Source organism: Pseudonocardia nigra (assembly GCF_019396355.1).
Lineage (GTDB): Bacteria > Actinomycetota > Actinomycetes > Mycobacteriales > Pseudonocardiaceae > Pseudonocardia > Pseudonocardia nigra.
Genome location: NZ_JAHKRK010000030.1, coordinates 1 through 22,224, shown reverse-complemented (window position 1 = coordinate 22,224; position 22,224 = coordinate 1). Strand labels below are relative to the sequence as shown.

11 protein-coding genes and 1 pseudogene are annotated in these 22,224 nt (G+C 74.7%); 8 read left to right on the top strand and 4 right to left on the bottom strand.

Going from position 1 to position 22,224, the window contains the following annotated elements:
• Positions 1-20 precede the first annotated feature (20 nt).
• The 6 genes from KME75_RS10555 to KME75_RS10530 all read left to right on the top strand — a co-directional run bounded on the left by KME75_RS10555 (position 21) and on the right by KME75_RS10530 (position 12,286).
• Positions 21-719, top strand: coding sequence for a M12 family metallopeptidase (locus KME75_RS10555; RefSeq protein ID WP_219414415.1), 699 nt, complete (start codon positions 21-23; stop codon positions 717-719).
• A complete protein-coding gene (locus tag KME75_RS10550; RefSeq protein ID WP_219414414.1) occupies positions 716-3,157 on the top strand; it encodes a caspase family protein in 2,442 nt (813 codons plus the stop codon). The genes KME75_RS10555 and KME75_RS10550 overlap by 4 nt, the downstream gene beginning before the upstream one ends.
• Before the next feature lies 1 nt (position 3,158).
• On the top strand, positions 3,159-3,713 hold the full coding sequence (locus KME75_RS10545; protein WP_219414413.1) for a hypothetical protein: 555 nt from the start codon (positions 3,159-3,161) through the stop codon (positions 3,711-3,713).
• A gap of 82 nt (positions 3,714-3,795) precedes the next feature.
• On the top strand, positions 3,796-5,820 hold the full coding sequence (locus tag KME75_RS10540) for a CHAT domain-containing protein (protein WP_219414412.1): 2,025 nt from the start codon (positions 3,796-3,798) through the stop codon (positions 5,818-5,820).
• A complete protein-coding gene (locus KME75_RS45785; RefSeq protein WP_219414411.1) occupies positions 5,817-10,940 on the top strand; it encodes a peptidoglycan-binding protein in 5,124 nt (1,707 codons plus the stop codon). The genes KME75_RS10540 and KME75_RS45785 overlap by 4 nt, the downstream gene beginning before the upstream one ends.
• On the top strand, positions 10,937-12,286 hold the full coding sequence (locus KME75_RS10530; protein WP_219414410.1) for a hypothetical protein: 1,350 nt from the start codon (positions 10,937-10,939) through the stop codon (positions 12,284-12,286). Before KME75_RS45785 ends, KME75_RS10530 begins: the two co-directional genes overlap by 4 nt.
• 94 nt (positions 12,287-12,380) lie before the next feature.
• Here the strand turns inward: KME75_RS10530 and KME75_RS10525 are convergent, their stop codons facing one another.
• Positions 12,381-15,431 (bottom strand): hypothetical protein, encoded by a 3,051-nt coding sequence (locus KME75_RS10525; protein WP_219414409.1) that lies wholly within the window; start codon positions 15,429-15,431, stop codon positions 12,381-12,383.
• 531 nt (positions 15,432-15,962) lie between these two features.
• Here KME75_RS10525 and KME75_RS10520 point away from each other — a divergent pair.
• Together KME75_RS10520 and KME75_RS10515 are read left to right on the top strand one after the other, a co-directional pair.
• On the top strand, positions 15,963-18,989 hold the full coding sequence (locus KME75_RS10520; protein ID WP_219414408.1) for an AfsR/SARP family transcriptional regulator: 3,027 nt from the start codon (positions 15,963-15,965) through the stop codon (positions 18,987-18,989).
• Positions 18,990-19,064: 75 nt separating this feature from the next.
• The gene (locus KME75_RS10515) at positions 19,065-19,805 is read left to right on the top strand and encodes an RNA polymerase sigma factor (RefSeq protein ID WP_219414407.1); all 741 of its coding nucleotides are present in this window, start codon (positions 19,065-19,067) and stop codon (positions 19,803-19,805) included.
• Positions 19,806-19,831: 26 nt separating this feature from the next.
• On the opposite strand, the gene KME75_RS10510 is transcribed toward KME75_RS10515, so the two are convergent.
• The 3 genes and pseudogenes from KME75_RS10510 to KME75_RS10500 form a co-directional block, all read right to left on the bottom strand.
• Complete coding sequence (locus KME75_RS10510; protein ID WP_219414406.1) at positions 19,832-20,137, bottom strand: hypothetical protein; 306 nt, start codon at positions 20,135-20,137, stop codon at positions 19,832-19,834.
• Between the two features lie 67 nt (positions 20,138-20,204).
• Positions 20,205-21,752: a M6 family metalloprotease domain-containing protein gene (locus KME75_RS10505; protein WP_219414405.1), complete on the bottom strand. Its 1,548-nt coding sequence runs from the start codon at positions 21,750-21,752 to the stop codon at positions 20,205-20,207.
• 81 nt (positions 21,753-21,833) lie between these two features.
• Positions 21,834-22,224 (bottom strand): annotated as a pseudogene (locus KME75_RS10500) (hypothetical protein); the annotation flags it as partial.

Below are 22,224 nucleotides of genomic sequence, written 5' to 3'. Positions count from 1 at the left end.
CGACCACCGTTGGAGGGGTTGTGACCGGGACCAACGAGCGGCGCTACTGCGTGCTGGCCGTCAACGGGCCCATGGCGGGCCGGACCAGGGCCGCGCTGATGGACGAGTTCAAGTGGCAGGGGGGCACCCGCATCCGGGTGGGGTTCACGGACGGCGATCCGGAGCTGCAGCAGCGGGTCCGCGCCGTCGCCGAGCAGTGGACCGGCCCGGAGATGGCGAACCTGCGGTTGCAGTTCGTGCCCGACTCCGAGACCGCGGACGCCGACATCCGGGTCGCGTTCAAGCAGGGCGACGGTTCCTGGTCCTACCTGGGCACGGTGTGCCGGCAGATCCCGGCGGCGGAGCCGACCATGAACTACGGGTGGCTCACGCCCCAGTCGTCCGACGAGGAGGTGCGCGAGGTCGTGCTGCACGAGTTCGGCCACGCCCTCGGGCTGATCCACGAGCACCAGAACCCGGACCGCCCGATCGCCTGGAACCGGGCAGCGGTGATCGCCGACCTCTCCGGGCCACCCAACAACTGGGACGAGGCGACCATCGAGCACAACATCTTCAAGAAGTACGACCCGGACGAGGTCACGACCACTCCGGTCGACCCGCGGTCGATCATGATGTACCCGATCCCGGCGTCCTGGACCACGGACGGGTTCTCGGCGGGGTTCAACACCGACCTCTCCGACGTCGACCGCGCCTTCATCCGCGACGCCTACCCCTGGTGACCGACTACGCCGTCGTCGTCGGTGTGACCAGGTACCCGGAGCTGGCCGCCGACGGCGCGGCGCCGGATCTGCAGGGCCCGGACAACGACGCGCAGGACGTGTACGGGTGGCTGGTCGACCCGGCGGGCGGCGGGCTGGACCCGGCCGACGTGAAGCTGATCCACACCCCGGGACCGGGGTTCGACCCCCTCGACCCCCAGCCCGCGAGGGGGCCGGTCGAGGGGGCCCTGAGCTGGGTCGAGAGGCAGACGAGGAACACCCCGGGCAACCGGCTCTACCTGTACTTCTCCGGGCACGGGTTCGCCCCCGTGCTCGAGGAGGGGGCGCTCTTCACGGCCGAGGCCTCCCAGCCCGTCCCGTTCTACGTCTACGCGCACGGCTGGCTCCGGGCGTTCCGCAGCATCCAGTGCTTCCGCGAGTACGTGCTGTGGATGGACTGCTGCATGAACTTCCAGCTGTCGATCCCGGTCAGCGAGCCGCCGATCCGGCGGGCGGCGGGCACCCGCGTGCCCGGCCCGGCGTTCGTCGGGGTGGCGGCGCAGACGGGGAGTGCGCTGGAGCATCGGATGGCCGACGGCAAGGTGCACGGCGTCTTCACCTGGACCCTGCTCACGGGGCTGCGCGGCGGGGCGTCGGACGAGCGTGGCCGCATCACCGGCGAGAGCCTGCGGACCTTCCTGTTCAACGCCATGCCGGAGTTCCTCCCCGAGGAGGTCAAGCGGGGCACCGCGGTGGATGTACGGCCGTTCGTCCGGGCTGACGACGGCATCGTATTCTGCCGGTTGCCGGCCAGGCCGAGGCACCGGGTGCGGCTCCGGATGCCGGCGGACGTGGCCGGCGAGCAGCTGACCCTGTGGACCGGCGGGCCGCACCGCCGCGTGGTGTCCGAGGTGCTCACCGGTCCGGTGTGGACCGGATCGCTGGTCCGCGGGCTCTACGTCGCCGAGGTCACCGGCGTCGGGCTGCGGCACGGGTTCCAGGTCAGCGGCGCGGGTGACGTCGAGGTCGCCGTGACCCGGCAGGGGTCCGCGGTCGTGGAGGCCGACGGGTCGGAGCTGTTCGTGCTGGATCTCGAGGCGGAGAACGCCGGCGCGACGATCGTGGTCACCGATCATCGTTTCGAGCGCGTCCTCACCGAGACCGGCAGGCTGCGGGAGCGTGACGCGCCGGGCGTGTACAAGATCCGCGTGTCGTTCGGACGCGACATCGCGACGGTGTCCGACGAGATCGTGCTGCTCGACCGGGACCTCGTGGGCGCCAGGCCCGCCGCCCCGCAGCTCTCGTCCCCGGCGCCGCTGCGCGCAGGCACCGCCACCGCGCTCGACCGCGGCGCGGCGCCGTCACGCGCACCCGCGGAGCCGCCCGGAGACGTCGCGGCGCCTGCCGCCGGGCGCGCACGGGTGGCGATCCAGGCGACGCATCCGCAGCGTCCGGCGCCGGGGAACCCGCCGGCCGGGTGGGAGCTCCGGGACGTCGACGGCGAGCGCGCCGCCGACCTGGTCGAGGACGGCAGCCCGGACGTGACCGGAGCGGACGTCGTCGCCACCTGGGAGGGCGAGGTGGCCCCCGGCGGGTACTTCCTGCGGCGGCACGTGCCCGGCGGCCACGTGTTCGAGGGTGTGGTGGTGGCCTCGGCGGGCTGGACCACCCAGATCGCCCTGCGGGGCGCCGGAGGTGCCGGGCCGGGGGTCGACGCCGCGGTCTTCATGCACGCGTCCGACGGCCGACCCGGGCCGGCGGGGCAGGACGCGGTCGTCGAGGCGGCGCGGATGGCGCTCGGACAGGGCGCCAACCCGTTCGGGGAGGGGCGGGGAGCGGAGCTGCAGGACCTCCTGCTGCACCGGTACGAGGACCCGATCGCGAAGATCATCGGCTGCCATCTGCTGATCGTCGCGATGGACGCCGCACCGGTCCCCGACCCCGCCACCACCGCACTGCTCGACTCGGCACTGCGCGACCTGCACGCGATGGTGGGGGCCGGACATCCCGACGTCGCCGCGCTGGGCCTGCGAGCGGCCGACCCGCGGCTGCGCACGGAGCGGCCGTTCACCCTGCCGCCGGTGTTCCGGCGCAGCTGGCAGCTGATCACCGAGGCCAGCTACGACCGACCCGACCTCGTCCCGGCGCAGCTCTGGGCCCGTGTGCACGCGTCGACGAGCGTCGGCCCGTTCTTCGTCTGGGCCGCCGACGACCGCACGCGCGCCGCGCACGCCCAGCAGCTCGGCCGGTGGGTGACCGAGAACGCCGGTGCCCCCGAACCGGCGGCGGGGACCACGCGCCGGGGTGCCCGCCCGCCCGCGCAGGGGGTCGGGCGGCGCGGGCCGCTGCCGGACGCGCTGCGCGACGCGGCCCGCAGGCTGCACGTCCCCGCCGGGGCGGCCGCCGCGCTGTGGGTGGGCGGCGCCGATCCGCCGCGGCGATCACCCGCGCGGGGCTGACGTGCACGAGTTCCCGGTCACCGCCGAGCTGTCGGTCTCGTTCCAGCGGTACGCCTACCCGCCGACGGGTGTGATCAGCGCGCTGCCGGCGAGCTGTGGCGCACTGCCCGTCGTCGCGGCCGGGGACGGCCGCCTGCTGGTGCCCGCACCGCAGGGGGAGGCGTTCTGGGTCGGGTTCGTGGCCACCCACGGTGCCCCGGTCTCCGCGGTCCGGGCCGTGGCGGTGCTGCACGGCGGGGAACGGGTCGACCTCGCGACCGGGGCCGCGCCGGAGCCGGATGACGATGCCGCGTTCCGGGTCCCGCCGCGGTTCGCGGCCGAGGGCGTGCCACGGGGGAGCGGGACGTGGTGGGCGCTGGCGCGGCATCCCGGCGCGGCCGCCGCGCCGGCCTGCCGGAGCCTGGAGCTGGCGGTCCGCTCCGGGCCTCCCGGCGGCGGGACGCGGGTGACGGCCCAGGCGTACCTCGTCGGCGTCGCGGAGTTCGAGGCGCGGGCGGGCGTGCGCCTCCCGCCGCTCGACCCGGGCGCGCGGTACGGCGGATGGCGGCTGCCGTGACCCGGTATCAGGGCGGGGCGCTGCGAACTCCTCGACACGGCGCTCCTCGGTGGGGGAGCTGCCCGGACCGGGGAGGTGTGACGTGACCGGACCGCACGACCGGACACCGGGGTCCGCGAACGGGTCCGCAGCGGTGGGCCCGTCGATGCGGACGCACTACATCCACATCGGCGCCGCCGATGTGGCCGGGCACCCGGTGCGGGTGTGCGTCGACCGCTGCGCAGGCGGGTCGGCGACGCCGGTCGGGACCATCCCGGCCGCACTCCCGTCCCTGTGCGGGCGGCCCGCGGAGCAGGCCGTCCAGGAGGCGATGCTGAGCGTCACCGACTCGGCCGTGCCGGTGGATGCCGTCGGCAGGTACCTGCACGACCTGCTCGACGCGGCGGGCGCGGCGGCGCCGTGGGCCGTGCAGCGCGACACCCGCTCACCGGTCCGGACGATGCTGCACATCGAGCCGCCCGCGCTCGCGGCGATGCCGTGGGAGCTGCTCCGCTACCCGAACGAGGTGCTGCCGTTCCAGGACCGCACCAACCCGAGCGTGCGCGTCCGCACCCCGTGGCTGGCCCCGGAGCCGATCACGCTGCCGGTGCGGGTGCTGGCCGTGGTGTCCGACCCGGACAACGCGGCGCTGGCCGCCGACGACGAGCTCGACGCGCTGTACGGCGCGCTCGCCCGGCTGCCCGGGCAGTGGCACGTCGAGCTGCTGCGGGCGCCGTCGGACGAGGTGCTCTTCGCGACCTACGCCGGACTGCGGCCGCACGTGCTGCACGTCATCGCGCACGGCGTCCCGGAGCCTGCGCCGCCGCACGGCGCGGCGCTGCAGATGCTCGCCGGGAAGACCGGCGAGGGCTGGCTGCTGCGCACGATGCACGTGGCCAACGAGGTCAGGGCCCACCCCCCGCGGCTGGTCGTGCTCAACGCGTGTCGCAGCGCGAGCACCGGCGACCAGCAGCTCGCGCGCAGCCTGGCCGGCTCGTTCCTCGAGCACGGCAGCGCGGCGGTGGTCTCGATGCAGGGCGACGTGCGCTCGGCCGCCGCCGCTCGCTTCGTCGCGCGGTTCTACCGGGCGTTGGCCGAGGGCGACACCGTCGACGTCGCGGTGGCGAGCGGCCGGGTCGCGCTGCGCAACGCCGCCACCGACCCGCGCGAGTGGGCACTGCCGACGCTGACGGTGCGCGCCGACCCCGGGGCACTGCTGCGCGTCGTCCCGCCGGTGCAGCTGCCCCCCGGCTACCCGGACGCGAGCCTCTCCTTCGGCCCGGTCAGCAGGCTGGTGAACCACTCGGGCTGCCGTCGGCAGCTCTGGGACGCGGTCGACCCGGAGCGCCCCGGCCCCGACCGCAACCGCCTCGTCGTCATCCACGGGGGCCGGAAGGTCGGCAAGAGTTCCGTCGCCCGGTCCGCCCTGCTGACCTGCCACCTGCGGGGACGCCAGGTCGCGCTGGCCGCCCTCGGTGACCAGCCGCTGAACTTCGAGGACGCGCTGCGCCGCATCCGCGACGAGCTGTCGGCGCGGCTCGGCCCGGCGGTGCTGGAGCCGCGCCGCCGGTTCGACCACGCCATGGCCTACCTGCTCGACGGCCACCTGCCCGAGCTGCCCGGGCCCGGCGGCTACCGCGGCGACGACGGCCGCAAGTTCAGCCCGCCGTCGGACGAGCGGTTCGACAAGCTCGTCGCGGCGGCGTTCGGCGCCTTCCGCACCATGCTCGCCGAGATCGCCGGCGCGGGCGAGCTCACCCTCGCGATCCACCGGCTCTCGGCCGTCGTGGACCGGCACCTGCCCTACGTCGCCGAGCACCTGCTCCGGCCGATCGTCGCCGGGAACCCGTCGAACGTCCGGCTGATCCTCCTGGACGGCACCGCGAAGGTGCCCGACCTGCTGCCCGACGAGCTGGCCGCGCAGGCCGTCACCGTCGCGGTGGAGGCGTTCGACCGCGGCGACCTGGTCCGCCTCGTCCGGGAGTACTGCGCGCGGTCGGGTGACGAGTTCACCGCGGAGTGGAAGGCCCGTACCGAGGAGGTCGGCAGCAAGCTGAAGGAGCCGACGTGGCGACCCGAGGTGATCAAGCGGATCGAGGGCTTCATCAAGATCGGGGAGCTGCTGTGAACGCGTCCGGGCTCGACCTCGCGCGCCGTCTCGACGCGGGCGAGAGCCTCGCGTCGATCACCCTCTCGCGGCTCAGCCCGCCGGCACGGGCGACCTTGCTGCGCTGCGCCGTCCCGCGCGTCTTCGACGCCTCGACCTACGACGCCGTGCTGCGCGCCGACGGCGGGCCCGAGCTGCACCAGCTGCTCGACCGGGAGTACGTCGAGAACGGGTACCCCGGCCACCGGATGGTCGAGGACATGCGGGCGGCCGCGCTGGACGCCTGGTGGCTCGACGCCGGGGCGCAACCGCTGACCACCCCGGTGCCGCCCGCGTTGGTGGAGTTCGCCCGCGGCCTCGCCGCCCACCTCCGCGCCCGCGGTGAGGACGTGGAGGCGCTGCACGCGCTGCGCCTCGTCGACGAGGACGAGGCGGCCGAGCTGGTGCGCGCGCTGGGCCGCGAGGCCGACGCCGTCCTGGACATCGCCGGGTACCAGAAGATCCTGGACGCGCTGGTCGCCACCGACCGGCCGACGCCCGGTCCCGGGCTGGCCGCCCTGCGGGGCGACCGGCTGGCCTACTTCGAGGCGCGCGCGATGTGGGAGGCCGAGTGGTGCCAGTCCGCCCGGTACCTGCCTCGCCCGCCGGCGGAGGTGGCCCTGCGCCGGCTGCTCGACGACGAGGGTCCCCGCGTCCTGCTGCTCCAGGCGCGCGGCGGGATGGGCAAGACCATGCAGATGCGCTGGTTCGTCGCGCGGCACTGCGTGCCGGAGCCGCTGCGCGTCCCGTGCGCGCTCGTCGACTTCGACCGGATCGAGCCGGTCAAGGCGATGCGCTACCCGTGGCTGGTCCTGCTCGAGATCGCGAGCCAGCTCGACCAACAGGTGCCCGGCGGATACTTCGCCGACCTGCTGGCCAGCGACGGCGTGTTCCTTCCGATGCTGCAGCGGCACACCCGCAAAGCCGTCTCGACCCTGCATCCGGGCGCGGTCGACGGAGCGGAGGTGCTCGCCCGGTTCGTCTCGAGCCTCGCGGCGGTGGCGACCGGGACACCGGTCGTCGTCGTGCTCGACACGCTGGAAGAGGCGCTGCTTCGCCCCGCGGGCGATCCCGGCGCGCTCCTGGAGGTGCTCTCCGACCTCCTCGACGCGGTGCCCGGTCTGCGGCTCGTGCTCAGCGGGCGCTACGACCTGCAGGGCAGGCTGGGCCCCTTCGCGCGCAGACACCCGCACGCCGAGCCGCTGAACCTCGGGCCCTTCGCCCCGGCCGAGGCCGGCAGGTACCTGACCACCGTGCGCGGCCTGCACCGGCCGGACGTCGTGGACGCGATCGTCGCGCAGAGCGAGGGGGTGCCGTTCACCCTCGCGCTGTTCGCCGACTTCCTCGGCCTCGCCCCGGCGACCACGGCCGCCGAGATCACCGCGTTCGAGCAGCCCCGGCTCATGTACGTGATCGAGCGGATCGTGGAGCGGATCGCCGAACCCGGTGTGCGCTGGCTGCTGCGCTACGGCGTGGTCCCACGGCGTCTGTCGTTCGACTTCCTCACCGGGGTGGTCGCCCCGCAGCTGGCCGACTCCATGGCCGGGACCTCCCCGCACGACCACCCGGAGCGCGACCAGCGCCCGGTCGACCGCAGCATCCGGATCTGGCCGACCGACGTCCCGGTCCCGGAGTCGCCCGCCGCGTGGCGGGCGCTGTGGGACGAGCTGTGCCGCTACGCGAACACCTCGTCGTGGGTGTCGCCGGACGGGCCTGATGCCGTGAGCTTCCACGAGGCGGTGCTCGAACCGCTCCGGGAGCTGCTGCGCCCGCACCCGGTGTTCCGGCTCCTGCACGCCGACGCCGCGGCCTTCTTCGAACGCCGCGCGCGCGAACAGCCGCACGAATGGTCGGCGGCGATCCGCGAGGCGGTCTACCACCGGTTCCAGGCCGAGGGGCCGGCCGCGGAGGCGTTCTGGGGGGCGGCGGTCGCCGAGGCCTGGCGGTCCCACGGCCCGATCACGGTCGCCGAGGTCGCGGGGGAGGTCCTGGGTACCGAGTACCTTGACGACGACGGGCCCCGGTGGTTCCGCTCCGACCCGTCACAGGCGCGGTCGGTGCCCCTGCTGTCCTGGCAGACCGTCGCGGACGCGCGGATCGAGCTGGCCGACGCGCTGGTCGCCAGGGCACTGGCTGACGGCGCCGGCCCCGGCGACGAGCTGTGGAGCAGCGCCGAGCGGGAGCTGCGCACTGCCCGCCGGCTCGGCGAGACCCGACGCGACGTGGCGCTGCAGGACGTGCGGCACGCGGTGGTCGCCGCGCGGATCCTCGTGGACGCGCGCCGGGACGCGGCGCGGGCGCACACGTTGCTCGACGCCGTGCGGGACCGGCCGATGACCCACGCGCAGCGGGCCCGATGGGCGCACGTCCTCGGCGACGCGCTGCGGCAGGTGGGCGGGCCCGAGGTCCACTACGAACAGGCCTACCAGCTCGCCAGGCGCGCAGGTGACGGGGGCGACGGGGTGGTCCCGATCGTGCTGTCGGCCGCCGACCTCGAGCTCGAACGCGGCGACGTCACGGTCGCCCTGACCTGGGTGGAACGGGCCCGCGCCGCGGCGGTGGGCGACCGCGACCGGGCGGCAGTGCTGATCGCCCACGCCGCCGCGCTCACCCGCGCTGCACGGCCGTACGAGGCGCTGCGGGTGCTCGACGACCTGCCCTGCGCCGACGCCCGGGGGCTGCTCACGACGGCCCGTGCGCAGCTCGTCGCGAAACGCGCGGCCGACGCCGTCGCGACGTGCTCGCAGGGCCTGGATGCGGTGTCCGGGCCGGCGGGCGCCGAGCTGGCCGCAGCCCTGCTCGCGTGCCGCGGCCTGGCCCACGGGCAGCTGTTGGCGTTCGGCCCCGCGGTCGACGACCTGGTCGCCGCCCACGGGCAGGCCCGCCACCACCGCGACCGGCGAGCCGCCACGCGCTACAGCCTCGCCGCCGCACAGCTGCTGCTGCACGAGGTGGGCGATCTCGGCGAGGCGGCGGAGCGGCTCACGGAGGCCAGGGAGATCGCCTCCGGGGACCCCGCCGCCCGGCTGCAGATCGACCTCCTGCAGGCCGAGCTGCGCAGCCGGCTCGGAGGGGAGGACGCGGCGCGCGACCTCCTCGACCGGATGCCCGAGCTCTCGGCGCGTCCGGGACCACTGACCCGGCAGATGATCGAGATCGCGGTCAGCGCGCTGATCGCCGGGCCGGAGGAGCGCGCGGTGCCGCTGCTGGCCGGTGCGCTGACGCAGGTCCGGCCCGCCGGCGCGCGGTCGGCGATGCTGTGGCGGCTCGCTCACGCGTCGCGGACGCTCGGCGGGGTCCCCGGCGGTGTGGCCGACGGTGCGCCCCCCGACATCGTCGCGCTCCTGGAGCCCGACGGCGACGCCGGGCCGCAGGACGGCGCCGTCCAGCGGCTCCTGCGGGCGGGTCTGCTCCACGTGCTCGGCGAGCACCGCGCCGCCGCGGCGGACGCCGGTGCCGCCATGCGAGTGCTCGCCGACTCCCCGTCGGCGGTGCTGGCCGGGCTGCGTGCCGGGGGCGAGCTGCCGTCGGGCGTCGAGCTGCCGCGGGAGGCCTCGATACGCGGAGCCGCCGCCCTGCTGCTCGCGGGCAACGCCTTCGCGGCCGGCGACCTCCCGTCGGCGGTCGGGCTGTGCGACGAGGCCGTGCTGCATCTGGGCCGGTCCACCCGGCGCAACGGCTGGCAGGCGCGAGCGCTGGAGCTGAAGGGGGACCTCGCGGCCGCAGGCGGGGACGGGCGCGAGGCCCGGCACATCCGGGCCCAGGCGGCGGCCGCCTATGCCGCGCTCGGGGACGAGCCGGCGCACGCGGCGACGATGCAGCGGATCGGCGCGGACATCGCGGCCGGACAGGCCCGCGCGGTGCGGCAGGACTTCGCCGAGCTCCGGCTCCGGGAGCCGGCCGGGCCGCGCGGCGATGTCGAGGTCGGCTGGACGTGGCCCGGACAGGAGACCGCTCCGACGGTCACGGTGCCCGCACCGGCGCTGGGGCTCCCGTGGCCGGCGCGCGACGCGCTGCAGAAGGTCGTGGCCCGGCTCGACGCCGACCCGGGCGGCTGGGCCGCGACGGCCGGGCAGTGGCTGCTGGGCGACCGGGGGCCGGGTGGCTGGGGGTTGGGCGGGCCCGGCTCCGGCAGCGCGGAGCTCCGCCTCGACCTCGCACCCGTTGCGGCGATCCTGCCGTGGGAGCTCGTCCGCGACCCGGTGTCGGGCGTGCCGCTGCTGCGGCACCCGGCCGTACGGCTGGTCCACCGGCAGGTCCGCGGCCCGGTCGCGCGCCAGGTGCGCCACCTGCAGCGCGCGCTGAACCGCGTGGGCGCGACCCCGCCGCTCGACGTCGACGGGATCGTCGGACCGGCCACCGCCGCCGCGCTGCGCGCCTTCCAGAGCCGCACCGGCGTCGCCGACGGGGTCGCGGGCGCGAACACCTGGTCGGAGCTCGCCGCCGAGCTGCGCCACGCGGCCACCCGCCCGTTGCGGGTGGTGGTCCTGCAACCCTCGGCGGAAGGCCAGATCGCGCAACGCCGGGGCTCGGAGTACCGGGGCGTCGCCGACGCCGCACGGCAGTACGCCGCCCTGGGCGCTCAGGTGCTGCACCGCGAGGTCGGCGCGGCCGACCTCGCGATGCACCTCGTCGGGGAGATCCGGTCGTTCCGGCCCGACGTGCTGCACCTCGGCGCGTCGGTGCGGCGGTCCGGCGGCGCGGTCATGCTGGACTTCGGCGGCCCGGTCGACCCCGTCGGCCTGCACGTCACGGCGATCAACGAGATGGCCCGGTCGACGAGCAGCGCCACCGCAGCACCACTGGTGGTGCTCGACACCGACACGCCACCGAGCCGGCCGGAGGCGGTCCGCGCGCTGCTGCTCCGCAACGAGTTCGCCCATCGGCTGGTCGCGCTCGGGGACATCGACGCGGTGCTGGCCGCCGGCCTGCTCGACGAGCCGGACCCGCAGCGGCCCGCCGTGCCGACGCTGCTGGCGAGCCGGTACCGGCCGGCGGACGTCCTGCGTGCCCTGCACGACGGGGTCGCCGCGGACACCGACCTCCCCGCGGCGCTCGTGACCGCCGTCCCGACCTACGTCCTGCTCCCGGAGGCGCTGTGAGTTCCGGTCCTGGGAACGCCTGGCCGAGGCGCAAGCGGGCCGAGCTGCGCGCCAAGCTCGGCGGGATGCAGGCCGAGCTGGATCGGTGGCTGGCCGACAGCGCCGCAGGGGGGCCCGAGGAGAAGCACCACACGCAGGTGCGCCGGATCACCGCCGACCTCCGCGGCCTGGTGAGCCGCATCCGGACCGACGTCGACGCGCCCGACCTCACGGCGACCTGGCAGGTGGTCGAGGAGCACATCCTCGACCTGCACCGGATCTGGGGCTTCTTCCGGGCCCCGCTGATCACTCGCCGCAACGCCGAGTTCCGGCCGTTCCTCGTCGCGGCGGACGAGTTCGCGTGGGCCTGCTACGCACCCGCGCAGCGGATGGCCGTCGCCGCCGGAACCGTCGGGATCGAGGCCGTTCGGCAGCCGCCGCTGGTCTGCCTGACCGCGGACGCCGGGCCGTACAGCATCCCGCGGGGGAGCTCGTACGCCGCAGACGTCTCCGGTCTGGTGAGCGACGCCTCCCGCCTGGTCGCCCAGGCGCTCCCCGTCCCCGTCGTCGGTGTGCCCTGGTCGGCGCTGCACCATCTCCCGGAGATGCTGGTGCTCGGGCACGAGGTCGGACACCACGTGGAGGACGACTGCGGCCTCGGCGCGAGGGTCGCCGGGCTCGTCGCGGCCGCGACCGGCGGCGACGCGGCCTGGGCCCGGTGGGCGGGCGAGGTGTTCGCCGACGTGTACGGGGTGCTCTGCGGCGGGCCCGGGTTCGCCGGCGTGCTCGGCGACTTCCTGCTGGTGAGCGGCCAGATCGGCAACGGGGACGGGGACTACCCGCCCGTCGACCTGCGGCTGGCGGTCGTGCTGGCCGCGTTGCGGGCCGGCGGGTGCGCCGGCGCCGCCGACGAGCTGGCGGACCGTTGGGCGCGGGAGGTCCGGGCGGTTCCGGACGACCGGGCCGCGACGGACGTCGTGGCCGCGCTGCTCGCCGGGCCCTACCCGGAGCTCGGCGGGAGCCCCTTGTGCGCGGTGATCGACTTCCGGACCAACGCGGAGCACGCCGCGACCGCGGCGGGCGAGCTGCTGCAGAACAGCACCCCACGTACCGCGGACGTCCGGACCCTGCTCAGCGGCACCGCACTGGCCTTCCTGCGCGATCCGGAGAAGTACGCCGACCTGGCGGGGCCGCAGCGCAACGGCCCGGGGATCACCGCCAGGGTGCTCGCGCGGGTGTCCGGGCTCCAGCAGGCCGGGATCCGCGGTCGAGGGGAGGAACCAAGCGGACCTGCGGCCGACCCCGCCCCGACACCCGACGAGCAAGCGGAGCTCTACGACCTACTGACGGCACGACGCGTGACCTGACACCCGCCGTGCACACCGTGGGGTGTCCGTGCATACGTCGGGCGATGTGCACGGACACGACGCGGTGTGCTTCGTGGCCTTGGTCAGGCGACGCTCACGGCGCATCCAGGTCGATCTCGTACCGGAGGTCGCCTGCGGTGGCGCGCACCTGGACGGCCTCCGTCAGGACCCGGTGCAGTTCCAGGAACTCGGCCGCGCTCTCGGGCGTCGGTGCCTCGTCGACCCGGGCGAGCAGGCTCGTCGCGGTGAGCTCACAGCCGGCGACCGCGCGGACGGCGGCCGCGCCGCGCTCGGGCATCGCGACCGTGACCGTGCGCTGCACCGGATCGACCCTGCGCTCCAGGAGCTTCCCCTCGTGGGCACCGGCGAACAGGTCGACGCACAGCTCGTTGTCGACCAGGTGGCCCACCTGCACCCCGGAGTACGCGACGCCCAGGGTGGTGCCGGACAGCGTGAAGGTCTTGCGGAACGTGGTCGGTTCGTGCCAGGTGGTTCCCCCACCCGTCCCCGCACGTCGCGCCCGCCCGTCCTCGACGAGCATCTCGCGGAGCCGGCCGGCCGCGAGCGGGCTCTGCGTGGGCTCGCCACTCGCGTACGTACAGGTCACCCCGGCGGAGGCGCCGTCGACGACGCAGTCGTAGGCGTTGAAGTTGTCGGGGAAGACGCGCTCCACCTCGCTGTGTCCCGAGACCCCGATCCGGACCGGGCGGTGCTGGGGCCACAGGACCGGGCGCTGCCCCAGCAGGGCCACGTCGGTGCCGATGTAGCGGTGGTTCGGTGTCCACACCGTGTTCTGCACGACCGGGCCGTCGCACTCCACCCCGCCCCGGTCGCGGTACTGGTGGCTCTTGAAGGTTCCGCTGACCGTCCGCGGGATGCCGTCACGCAGGACGAACGCATGGGTGACGCGGCCTCCGTTCCGGTCGACCACGACCAGGGCTTGCCGGTTGTAGAGGACCACCGTCTCCAGGGGGTCGGCGTCCCAGCGCCGCGGGTCGCGCACGACGTCCCGGGCCGCCGGGTCCGCGCCGACCTCGTCGGGCAGGGCGCGGATCGCGTCGAGCACCGGCCCGTCGTCCACCCAGGTCCGCTCCGAGTCGGTGTCGCGGGCCCACTCGGCCCACAGCGACGCCTTGAGCCAGACGAGGACGTTGCGCACCTGCAGGCCTTCGACGACGGTGAACTCCTCCGGGTCGCCGATCGGTTTCAGGTTGGGGTCGTCGTGTTCGAGGGCCTGCATGTTCCAGGCGTTCTCGTGCTGGTACATCAGGAACGCGAGCCACGCCGTCTCGTAGAGCTGGTTGCGGGCTCCCGCGGGCCAGCCGCGCAGCGCGTTCTCGACGATGTCGGTGATCTCGCCGAGGGTGCCGCCGATCCACTCCGCGGGCGTCGCGCGCCACGCCTGCTGCCAGGAGTCGAAATGGAAGGCGTTGCCGTACAGGTCCGTGGTGCGGATCCCGCCGGGGTCCAGTGCCGCGTCGATCGACTCGATGATGTCGATTTCCCCGACGGAGTCGACGTCCGGGTCCAGGTCGTCCGCCGTCACGACGTGCAGCCAGGTGCGGTGCGCCGAGACCCATTCCAGGAAAGCGCACCACTTCTCCCGCATCTGCGGGACGGGCTCGAACCAGCCGTTGTTGCACGCCTTCTCGAAGTCGTCGCCGTAGACGAGCAGGTTCCGCTCGCGCAACCGTGGGTCGAGGGCCATTCGCAGGAAGCGGCGGCGCACCGCGAGGGAGGGCTTGCCGAAACGGTAGGCCTCGTGCGGGTTCCCCGGATCCCCCGCGAACGATTGGTCCTTCAGCGTGGTGTCGATGAAGAGGACGGATACGCGGCTCACCTCGTCGGTCCACAGCATGGTCGGGCCGAGATCGGTCTTCGCCGCGTCCGGTCGCGGGACGACCGACGCGACGTTGTCGTAGTACCCGGTCGCGGAGTCGAGCACGACGTAGCCGACGTGGGGGGACCGCAGCGTGGCGACGGTCTCCGCGCGCTGCCGGTAGAGCCTTTGGTCGGGGTAGAAGACATCCGGCGCCAGGTCCTGGCCGAGATAGGTCCTGATCACCTCCGCGCAGGCCGTCACGTCGCGGATGTTGGCCTCGGCGGAGTAGTACGGGATCCGGTGCGATCCGTACCCGGCGGTGGCGGGATGCATCAGCCCGGCCTTGACGTCCTGCTGCATCGTGTCGAGCTCGGCGGGGCAGTCGTGCGCGACCAGGACGAGGACACCCGCGTTGACGGCCAGGTGGTATTTCACCCCGAACCGGCGGTGCATCGTGAACCCGTCCAGGTACCCCCCGGGATGCACGTCCCTCGTGGCCGGGCGGCTCGAATACCGCCCCTTCTCGTCGCGCATGGTGACCTGCATGTACGTGCGCGGTGGGGCGTAGCCATCCGGCGCCGCGCCGCCGCTGAACGGGACCTCGAGGAGGTCGTTGATCGCCTGGATGCAGAAGTGCGCGATGAGCAGCCGGGTGCGGCCCCGGCCACCCCCTTCGGCCTCGGTGACCATGCGGCCACCCGCGTCGACCACGACGGGGGAGCCCTCCGGGTCGGGCGCCGACAGCGTCACCGTGTCGGCGTGCCAGTCGACGAACGGCACGCGGTGGCGCGGGTTCGTGTGCACCGCACCCGGATCGACGTCGTACCACCTGCCGCCGACGCGCAGCCGCAACCGGATGGGACCCTCCGCCGGGATGTCGTCCAGGTCGATCCGGACGTGGGTGACGCCGTCGTCCCGCCGCACGTGCCCGATCCATGCCGGGGCCGGATCGACGAGGTCGCCGCTGCGGCCGCCAATCATGTGCTTGGCCGTGAACTGCGGCGCGGCCACGAGCAGCGAGAACGGGCCGAGCACGACCGGGTCGAGACCGGCGGGGGCCGCGGTGACCCGGTAGAGGATCTCGGTCATGGGCTCGACGTCGCGGATGACGGCCTCGTGGTAGCGGTTGCCGCGGCCCAAGCGGGACAACGAAAGGCGGTACGGGCCGATCGCGAGTGGTTTCGGCCCGGTCACGGGCTCGCCGTCGATTTCCTCGAGCCGGGCTCGGAACGCCGCGTCGATCGGAGTCAGGTCGGTGGGCGGGAGGATTGTCACGCCGCCGGGCCGGGACACGACCTTCCACGCCACGGTGATCGTTTCCATCGGTCGCGGATTCCGGTCCGACCAGGTACCGACGAGCAGATGAACGTCCAGGTTGCCGTTCGCGCGCGCAACGAGGCGCGGAAAGGCGTCCGGAGCGTAGTGCCATGCGGTGTATCCGGCGCCGGCCATGTCAGCCCCTGAGTGATCGCTGTCCGGGGTCAGAGTGTTCCTGGGCCGCGGCGTCGTGCTCGCGAAACCGTGCACGGTGCTGCGGGTCGCCCCTGAGGTCGTGCCCGCCGGGCACGTTGTTACCCCGGACTGCGGCCACCCCGTTGGTGATCCTCTTTCCGGGGCGACCGCGGGATATTCGGTCGCGCAATCCCCTTTCGGGGGGAACCCGCTCGGCTGCAAGGACCAGTGCGGTCACCCGTCGATCAATTCCCGGGCGTTTCTTCTCGACGCGCGAGTGTCGAGTTGCTAAGAATAGTCGGCTCGTGCGGACCGCGTGTGCGGGGAGGAGGCAGCGTTGTCGTCGAAGGATCGTGGACACGCTGTGGGTGCCCGGCAGCCCACCGGTGCGTGGAAGGCGCCATGACCGTCACCCGGGCGCCCACGGACCGGACCGGGAGCGCGGCCGGGGAGCGGGCCGGGGTCGTGGTGCGCGTGCTGGGTGTGCTCGACGTGCTCGCGGACGGGCGGGACGTGCCGCTGGGCGGCCCACGCCAGCGCGCAGTGCTCGCGCGGGTGCTCGCCGCCGGCCCCCGCGCGGTCTCGGCCGAGGAGATCGTGTACGACGTCTGGGGTGAGCGAGGGGTCGGCTCGACCGTCGCGTCGGTCCACGCCTACGTCTCCCGGCTCCGGCGGCTGCTCGGCGAGGACGCCATCCCCCGGCGGCGCGGTGGCTACGTCCTGGACCGCCGCGTCGTCGCCGTCGACGCCGAGGCGTTCGTCGAGGAGGTGGACCGGGGGAGGCGGGCACTCGCCCGGGGGAGGGAGACGGACGCAGCGACCGCGCTCGAGACCGCGCTCGGCCGGTGGCGGGGGCCACGGGCGTACGGGAACCTGGGGGACGCGCCCTTCCTCGCCGCCGAGGTCGCGCGCCTCGAGGAGCTCAGGCTGATCGCGGCCGAGGCGCTGGCCGACGCCCACACCCGGCAGGGCCGCGGCGGCGAGGACGTCGCGCTGCTCGAGGAGCTGGCCGCGCGCGATCCGCTGCGGGAGCCGCTCGCCATCCGTCTCGTCACCGCGCTGTACGCCGCGGGCCGCCAGGCGGACGCGCTGGCCGCGTTCGAGCGCTGCCGCCGGTCGCTCCGCGAGCAGCTCGGCGTCGACCCCGGAGGCCCGCTGCGCCGCGTGCACGCGGCGGTGCTGGCGCAGCAGCCGCCGGTGTCGGTGACGACCACCGGGCCCGCGCCGCCGTGGAACCTGCCGCCGCGCAACCGGTCCTTCGTCGGCCGCCGGGCGCATCTCTCGGCGGTCGGCCGGGCGCTGGACGACGACGTCCACCGGCCCCGGGCCGTCGCGCTGACCGGTCTCGCCGGGGCGGGCAAGACCGAGCTCGCCCTCGAGCTGGCCTACCGCCGTCGCCGCGAGGGGCGGGTCGCGTGGTGGATCGCCGCCGAGGATCCGACGGGCACCGCACACAGCCTCGACGACCTGGCCGTGGCCATGGGGATCACCCACCACAAGCGGGAGGAGGAGACGAGGGCCGCCCTGTGGGTCGAGCTGGACCGGACGCCCGGATGGATCCTCGTGTTCGACAACGTCGACGAGCCCGGCTGGATCGAGCCGTTCCTGCCGACCGCGCTGCACGGCGACGTCATCATCACCTCGCGGAACCCGGCGTGGCGGCGACTGGCCCGGCCGATCGCGGTGCCGCCGCTCGCCCGGCCGGAGTCGGTGATGTACGTGACCGAGCGCAGCGGCGACCCCGACGCGGAGGCGGCCGACGCCCTCGCCGACCTGCTGGGGGACCTCCCCCTCGCGCTCGAGCAGGCGTGCGCCTACATCGAGCAGACCGGGATGTCCGTCCCGGACTACGTCCGGCTCTTCCGGGAGCGCCGGGCGAGCCTGCTGCTGCGGGACGCCGCCGGTGGCCCCACCGTGACCACGACGTGGGGCCTCGCGTTCGACCGGCTGTGGCGTCGATCGCCGCGGGCAGCGGCCGTCCTCGAGACGATGGCCTTCCTCTCGCCCGACGCGATCGAGCTCGGGACGCTGGCGCCGCTCGCCGACGACGAGCTGGATCTGCAGGACGCGCTCGCGGAACTGCTGCGCCTGTCCCTCGTGGACCGCAAGGGGAACGTCCTCCGGGTGCACCGGCTGGTGCAGGACGTCGTCCGGGCCCGGCTGTCGCCCGAGCAGCGCCGCACCTTGCTGGAGCAGGCCGCCGACCTCTGCGTGGCCGACGCGCCGCGCGGCGCGGCCCACCTGGTCCTGCTCGCGGCCCACAGCGAGGCGATCGGCGTCGTGCCGGACGGTCTCGTCGGGTCGTTGGCCGCGGTGGCCCGCCGGTTCGCGGGACGCGCGCTCTACCCGGCGGCGGAACAGGTCCTGGCGGCCGCGCTGCGCCTGGCCCGGGTCCAGGGCGGGGATGCCGACCCGGTGCTCGAGGGAGCCCTGACCTGCCAGCTGGGGGAGGTGCTCGACGCGGCAGGCCGGCTCGGCAGGGCGCTCGAGCTGCACCGGCGGGCCGTCGAGATCCTCGACCGCGTGCCCGTGCCGAGCGACGTCGTCCGCGCGCACGCCCACAACCGGCTCGGGCACGTGCTCAACTGCGCCGACGACGTCGGCGGTGCCATCGCCGCCCACGAGCGCGCGCTGGCGACGCTGCAGGACGCGGGGCGGGCCGATCTCGCGGCCGCCGTGCTGGTGGATCTCGGGTACACCCTGTGGAGCGCCGGCCGGCTCGCGCGAGCGGACGAGACCCTGCGGGCGGGCCGGGCGTTGCTCGAACGGCAGGGCCACCGGGACGGTCGCGACTGGGCCCATGCCACCGCGGGCCTGGGCCTGGTCGAGCAGGACAGGGGCCACCTCGACGAGGCGGTCGCCCACCAGCGCACGGCGATCGAGGCGTTCACGCGCGTGTGCGGCGCCGCCCATCCCGACACCGCGCAGGCGTGGGACAAGCTCGGGTACGCCCTCCGCCTGCAGGGCAGGGCCCAGGAGGCGGTGGAGGCGCACACGCGCGGCCTGCGCCTCCTCGAGCGCGTGCTGGGGGTGGACGACTCCCGGGTCGCCATGACGCTGACCAACCTCGGGCTCGCCCTCCTCGACACCGCACGGCCTGCCGAGGCGGTCACGGCACAGGCCAGGGCCCACGCGATCTTCCGATCGGCACTCGGGCCGACGCACGCCAGCACGATGCTCGCCGCCCGCCGGTGGGCCGTCGCACTGGCGGTGGCGGGCCATCCCGGTCGGGCGCGCGTCCTCCTGGAGGAGGTCCTCGACGTCGCGACGGCCCGGGCGAGCGACAACGACGCGGAGCGGGGACGGATCGCGGCGGACGCCGCCGCGGTGTACACCGCCGTCGGTGACCTCGACCTCGCCAAGCTCTGGCGCAAGCGGGCCATGGCCGCGCTGAGCGCACCGCCGGACGCCGAGCACCCACAGCCGTAGGCGTTGCAAGGTCGGTGCAAGCCCTGGGGGCCAGGGTGACCGGGCGCTTCCCGCTCGCCTCCCGAGGGAGTCCCCATGACCACCGTCGCGCCTGCCCCGACCTCCGCCCCGTCGGCCTCGGTCGAGCACCACGAGACGATGACCGCCGGTGCGCTCGTGCGGGCGGCCGGTGGCGGGGATCCCCGGGCGTGGGCGGAGCTCGTCGCGCGCTACGAGGGGCTGGTGCGCACCGTGGTGGCCGCGTACCGGCTGCAGGAGGCGGACGCCGCGGACGCGGTGCAGAGCACGTGGCTGCGAGCCGTGGAGCGGGTCGGCACGGTCCGCGACCCGGAGCGGTTCGGCGGCTGGCTGAAGACCACCGCCGCCCGCGAGTGCCTGGCGATCCTGCGGCACGCGCGCCGGGAGCTGCCGGCCGACGCCGGGATGCCGGACGTCGTGGCCGCTGCCCCCGAGCCGGAGGCGGTCGTGCTGGAGGAGGAGGTCCACCGCGCGGTCAACGCGGCGGTCGCCGGCTTGACCGGGCGCCGTCGGCTGCTCGTCCACGAGCTGTTCTACGCCCCCGAACCGCGGTACACCGAGATGTCCCGGGCGACGGGGATACCGCTGGGCAGCATCGGGCCGACGCGTGGCCGCGTGCTGCGGAGCTTGCGGAGCGGCATGGAGAAGGCCGGGTTCGGCACCGCGGGGAGGCCGACGGAGCACCGGCTGCTGCGCGTCGGCACCGGTGTGCAACCGGCCGGTGGGGGATCGGACGTGCCGGTTTCGCAGCGGTGCGCGCTGCGCGCGGCGGGAGCGGCTCCCGCCCACGGCATGTGAGGACCTGCCCCGGCGCGCGGCGGCCGCTACGGCTCGGACAGCTCCACCCGGTGCAGCTGGAAGGTGCCGCCGGCCGCACCCCCGACGAACTCGGCCTCCGCTCGCAGCACGGCCCCGGGGGCCGGCCGGCCGGCGGGGTCGAACGCGAAGGCGTCCACCTCGTCGCCGGGACGGACGAACTGGCCTCCGTGCTCGACGGTCACCGAATCCACCAGCAGGCGGAGCAGCCACTTGCGGGGGGAGTCCGCCGACCGGGCGGCCTGCACGCACGTACCGGTGATGCGGGCGAGGTTGGGTGCGGCCGGTACCCCGCCCGGTGGGCCCGAAGTCACCGCTCGACGGTAGCGCGCCGGGAGCGCGGCAACCGGGTCGCCGGAGCCGTCGCACCGGGGCGATCCATCAGATGAGGTAGGCGGTGTAGAGCCACTCCCCGTCGACGCTGACGTGCATGGGCCGGCCGTGGGCGACCGCTTCGTTGCACATGTCGAACAGGTTGCCGACCCCGTCCGCGGCGCCGTCCTTCAGCCGTCGCCACCCGATCCCCTCGACGTCGACCCAGGCGAACTGCTCGGTGTGATGGGCGTAGGTCGCCCTGATCCGCTGGTTGTAGAGCCACTGTGGACCAGCGGTCGTCGCGGAGTTGCTCACCCGCGCGCTGACGTCGTTCCCGGTCCGGGTGATGTCCGTGACCGCCACCCCGGAGTCCGATCCCGCGTAGGAGCGGCTGCTCGGGGTGGAGCCGGGATCGAAGGTGGTGTTGGTCGAGCTGGGGAAGACGTCGTCGGCGTCGCCCCGGTTCGCGTTGAGGTTGAGGTCGCGGCGCCCGTCGCACTGCTCGACATCCACCAGGTAGTGCGACTCGTCGGTGTTGTTGGAGCGGGAGTCGTCGCAGTGCTCGATAAGCATCCCGCTCGCGGGGATCTGGTCGTCGAAGCCGTCCTGCCGGCGGTTCGACAGCAGGAAGTACTCCTGCGCCGTCGCGCTGCCGACGGGGAGCTTCACGACCTGGGCGTTCGCCCCGTACGGCTCCAGGGTGATCTCCTGGGTGCCGCCGAACACGGTCACCGGCGTCACCCAGCCCGCCTTGAGCTTGCACCAGGCCGTCGGATGGGCCGGCCGGTCGCCGGCGCCGTTCCAGCTCCCGGCCGCCATCAGGTCCCACCTGCCGGTGCCGGCGGAGGAGTAGTCGGTGTCGTAGAGGTCGGGCCAGCCCAGCAGCAGGTGGCCCAGCTCGTGCGCCATGACGCCGACCCGGCCGTCCTCGGGTGCCATGAAGTACGTCGAGATCGTGACGCCGTTGCGCACCTGCGGCTGGATGCCCCACTTGTGCGACCACAGGTCGTTCGTGTTGCCCGTCTGCTCGGCGCCGCTGCCGGCGCACACCAGCACCAGTGCCTCGACGACGCCGTCGCCATCCTTGTCGTAACCGGAGAAGTCGACGTCCGCGGCAGCGAGATCGAGCACGTCCTCGACGAGTCCTTGGGCGTTCTGCGGGTGACTGCCGAAGCCGAAGTTCCCGCCTGTGTAGTAGCTCTTGGGCTGCGGGGCGCGGTACCACCCGGCGACCGCGCCGCCCGAGCCGTTGACCGTGCCGTCGACGTCCAGCTGACCGTAGGAGGCCCCCTGGTAGAAGTCGCGCATGCTGCCGGTGGCGTAGGTGCCCAACGAGAAGAGCAGGTCCCGGTAGCGCTGCTGGTCCTGCGTGGCCTGCGCGTCGGGGAAGTCGACGAGCAGCACGAGAACCTTCCGGGAACCGAGCACCGGACCGAGGTTGGCCCCGGGTGCGGACAGTGTGTCCGGGCGCGTCCCCGCCGGGCGGGCCAGGATCTTCACCAGGCTCTCCGGGTCCAGCAGGGCGTCGCTCGGCCGGTCGGGAAGCTGCTCCCCGGCGTACAGCGCGCGCTTCGACGCGATCACCCGGTCGAGCAGCCTCGGGTCCAGCGGCATGGCGCAGGACGGTCCCGGCGATGACACGAGTGGCTGTGACATGGTTCCTCCCCGGTGGGTGTCGCGCAGGATCGTCGCTGCTCAGGACTTGCCGGACGGGCCGGCGGGCGGCGCGGGCAGATCGTCGAGCGGTGCCGGCGCCGGCGCGCCGGTGCGGGAGCTCGGCAGCTGCTCCAACGGTTCGGGAGGAGGGCCTGCGGCGGACGCGCCGGCGGCACCGGCGCCGGGCGCCAACTGCTCCAGCGGCAGCGGAGGAGGCGGCTCACCGGAGGCCGCGGCTGCTCCGCCACCGGTCGCGCCGAGCTGGTCGAGCGGCAGCGGGCCGGGACCGGCACCCGCGGCACCGGCGGTGACCGCCGCAGCGGGAGCCCCGAGTCGCTCGAGCGGCATCGGCGCGTCACCGCCTGCCGTCGAGGCCGTCGAGGCCGCCGCGGCGGTGGGGGGCGCCGCGTCGCCCGGGGTACCGATGTTG

Excerpts from the sequence above, each read along its gene's own strand:
- KME75_RS10525 (WP_219414409.1), bottom strand. The coding sequence starts at position 15,431 with ATGGAAACGATCACCGTGGCGTGGAAGGTCGTGTCCCGGCCCGGCGGC.
- KME75_RS10520 (WP_219414408.1), top strand. The coding sequence starts at position 15,963 with ATGACCGTCACCCGGGCGCCCACGGACCGGACCGGGAGCGCGGCCGGG.
- KME75_RS10515 (WP_219414407.1), top strand. The coding sequence starts at position 19,065 with ATGACCACCGTCGCGCCTGCCCCGACCTCCGCCCCGTCGGCCTCGGTC.
- KME75_RS10505 (WP_219414405.1), bottom strand. The coding sequence starts at position 21,752 with ATGCCGCTGGACCCGAGGCTGCTCGACCGGGTGATCGCGTCGAAGCGC.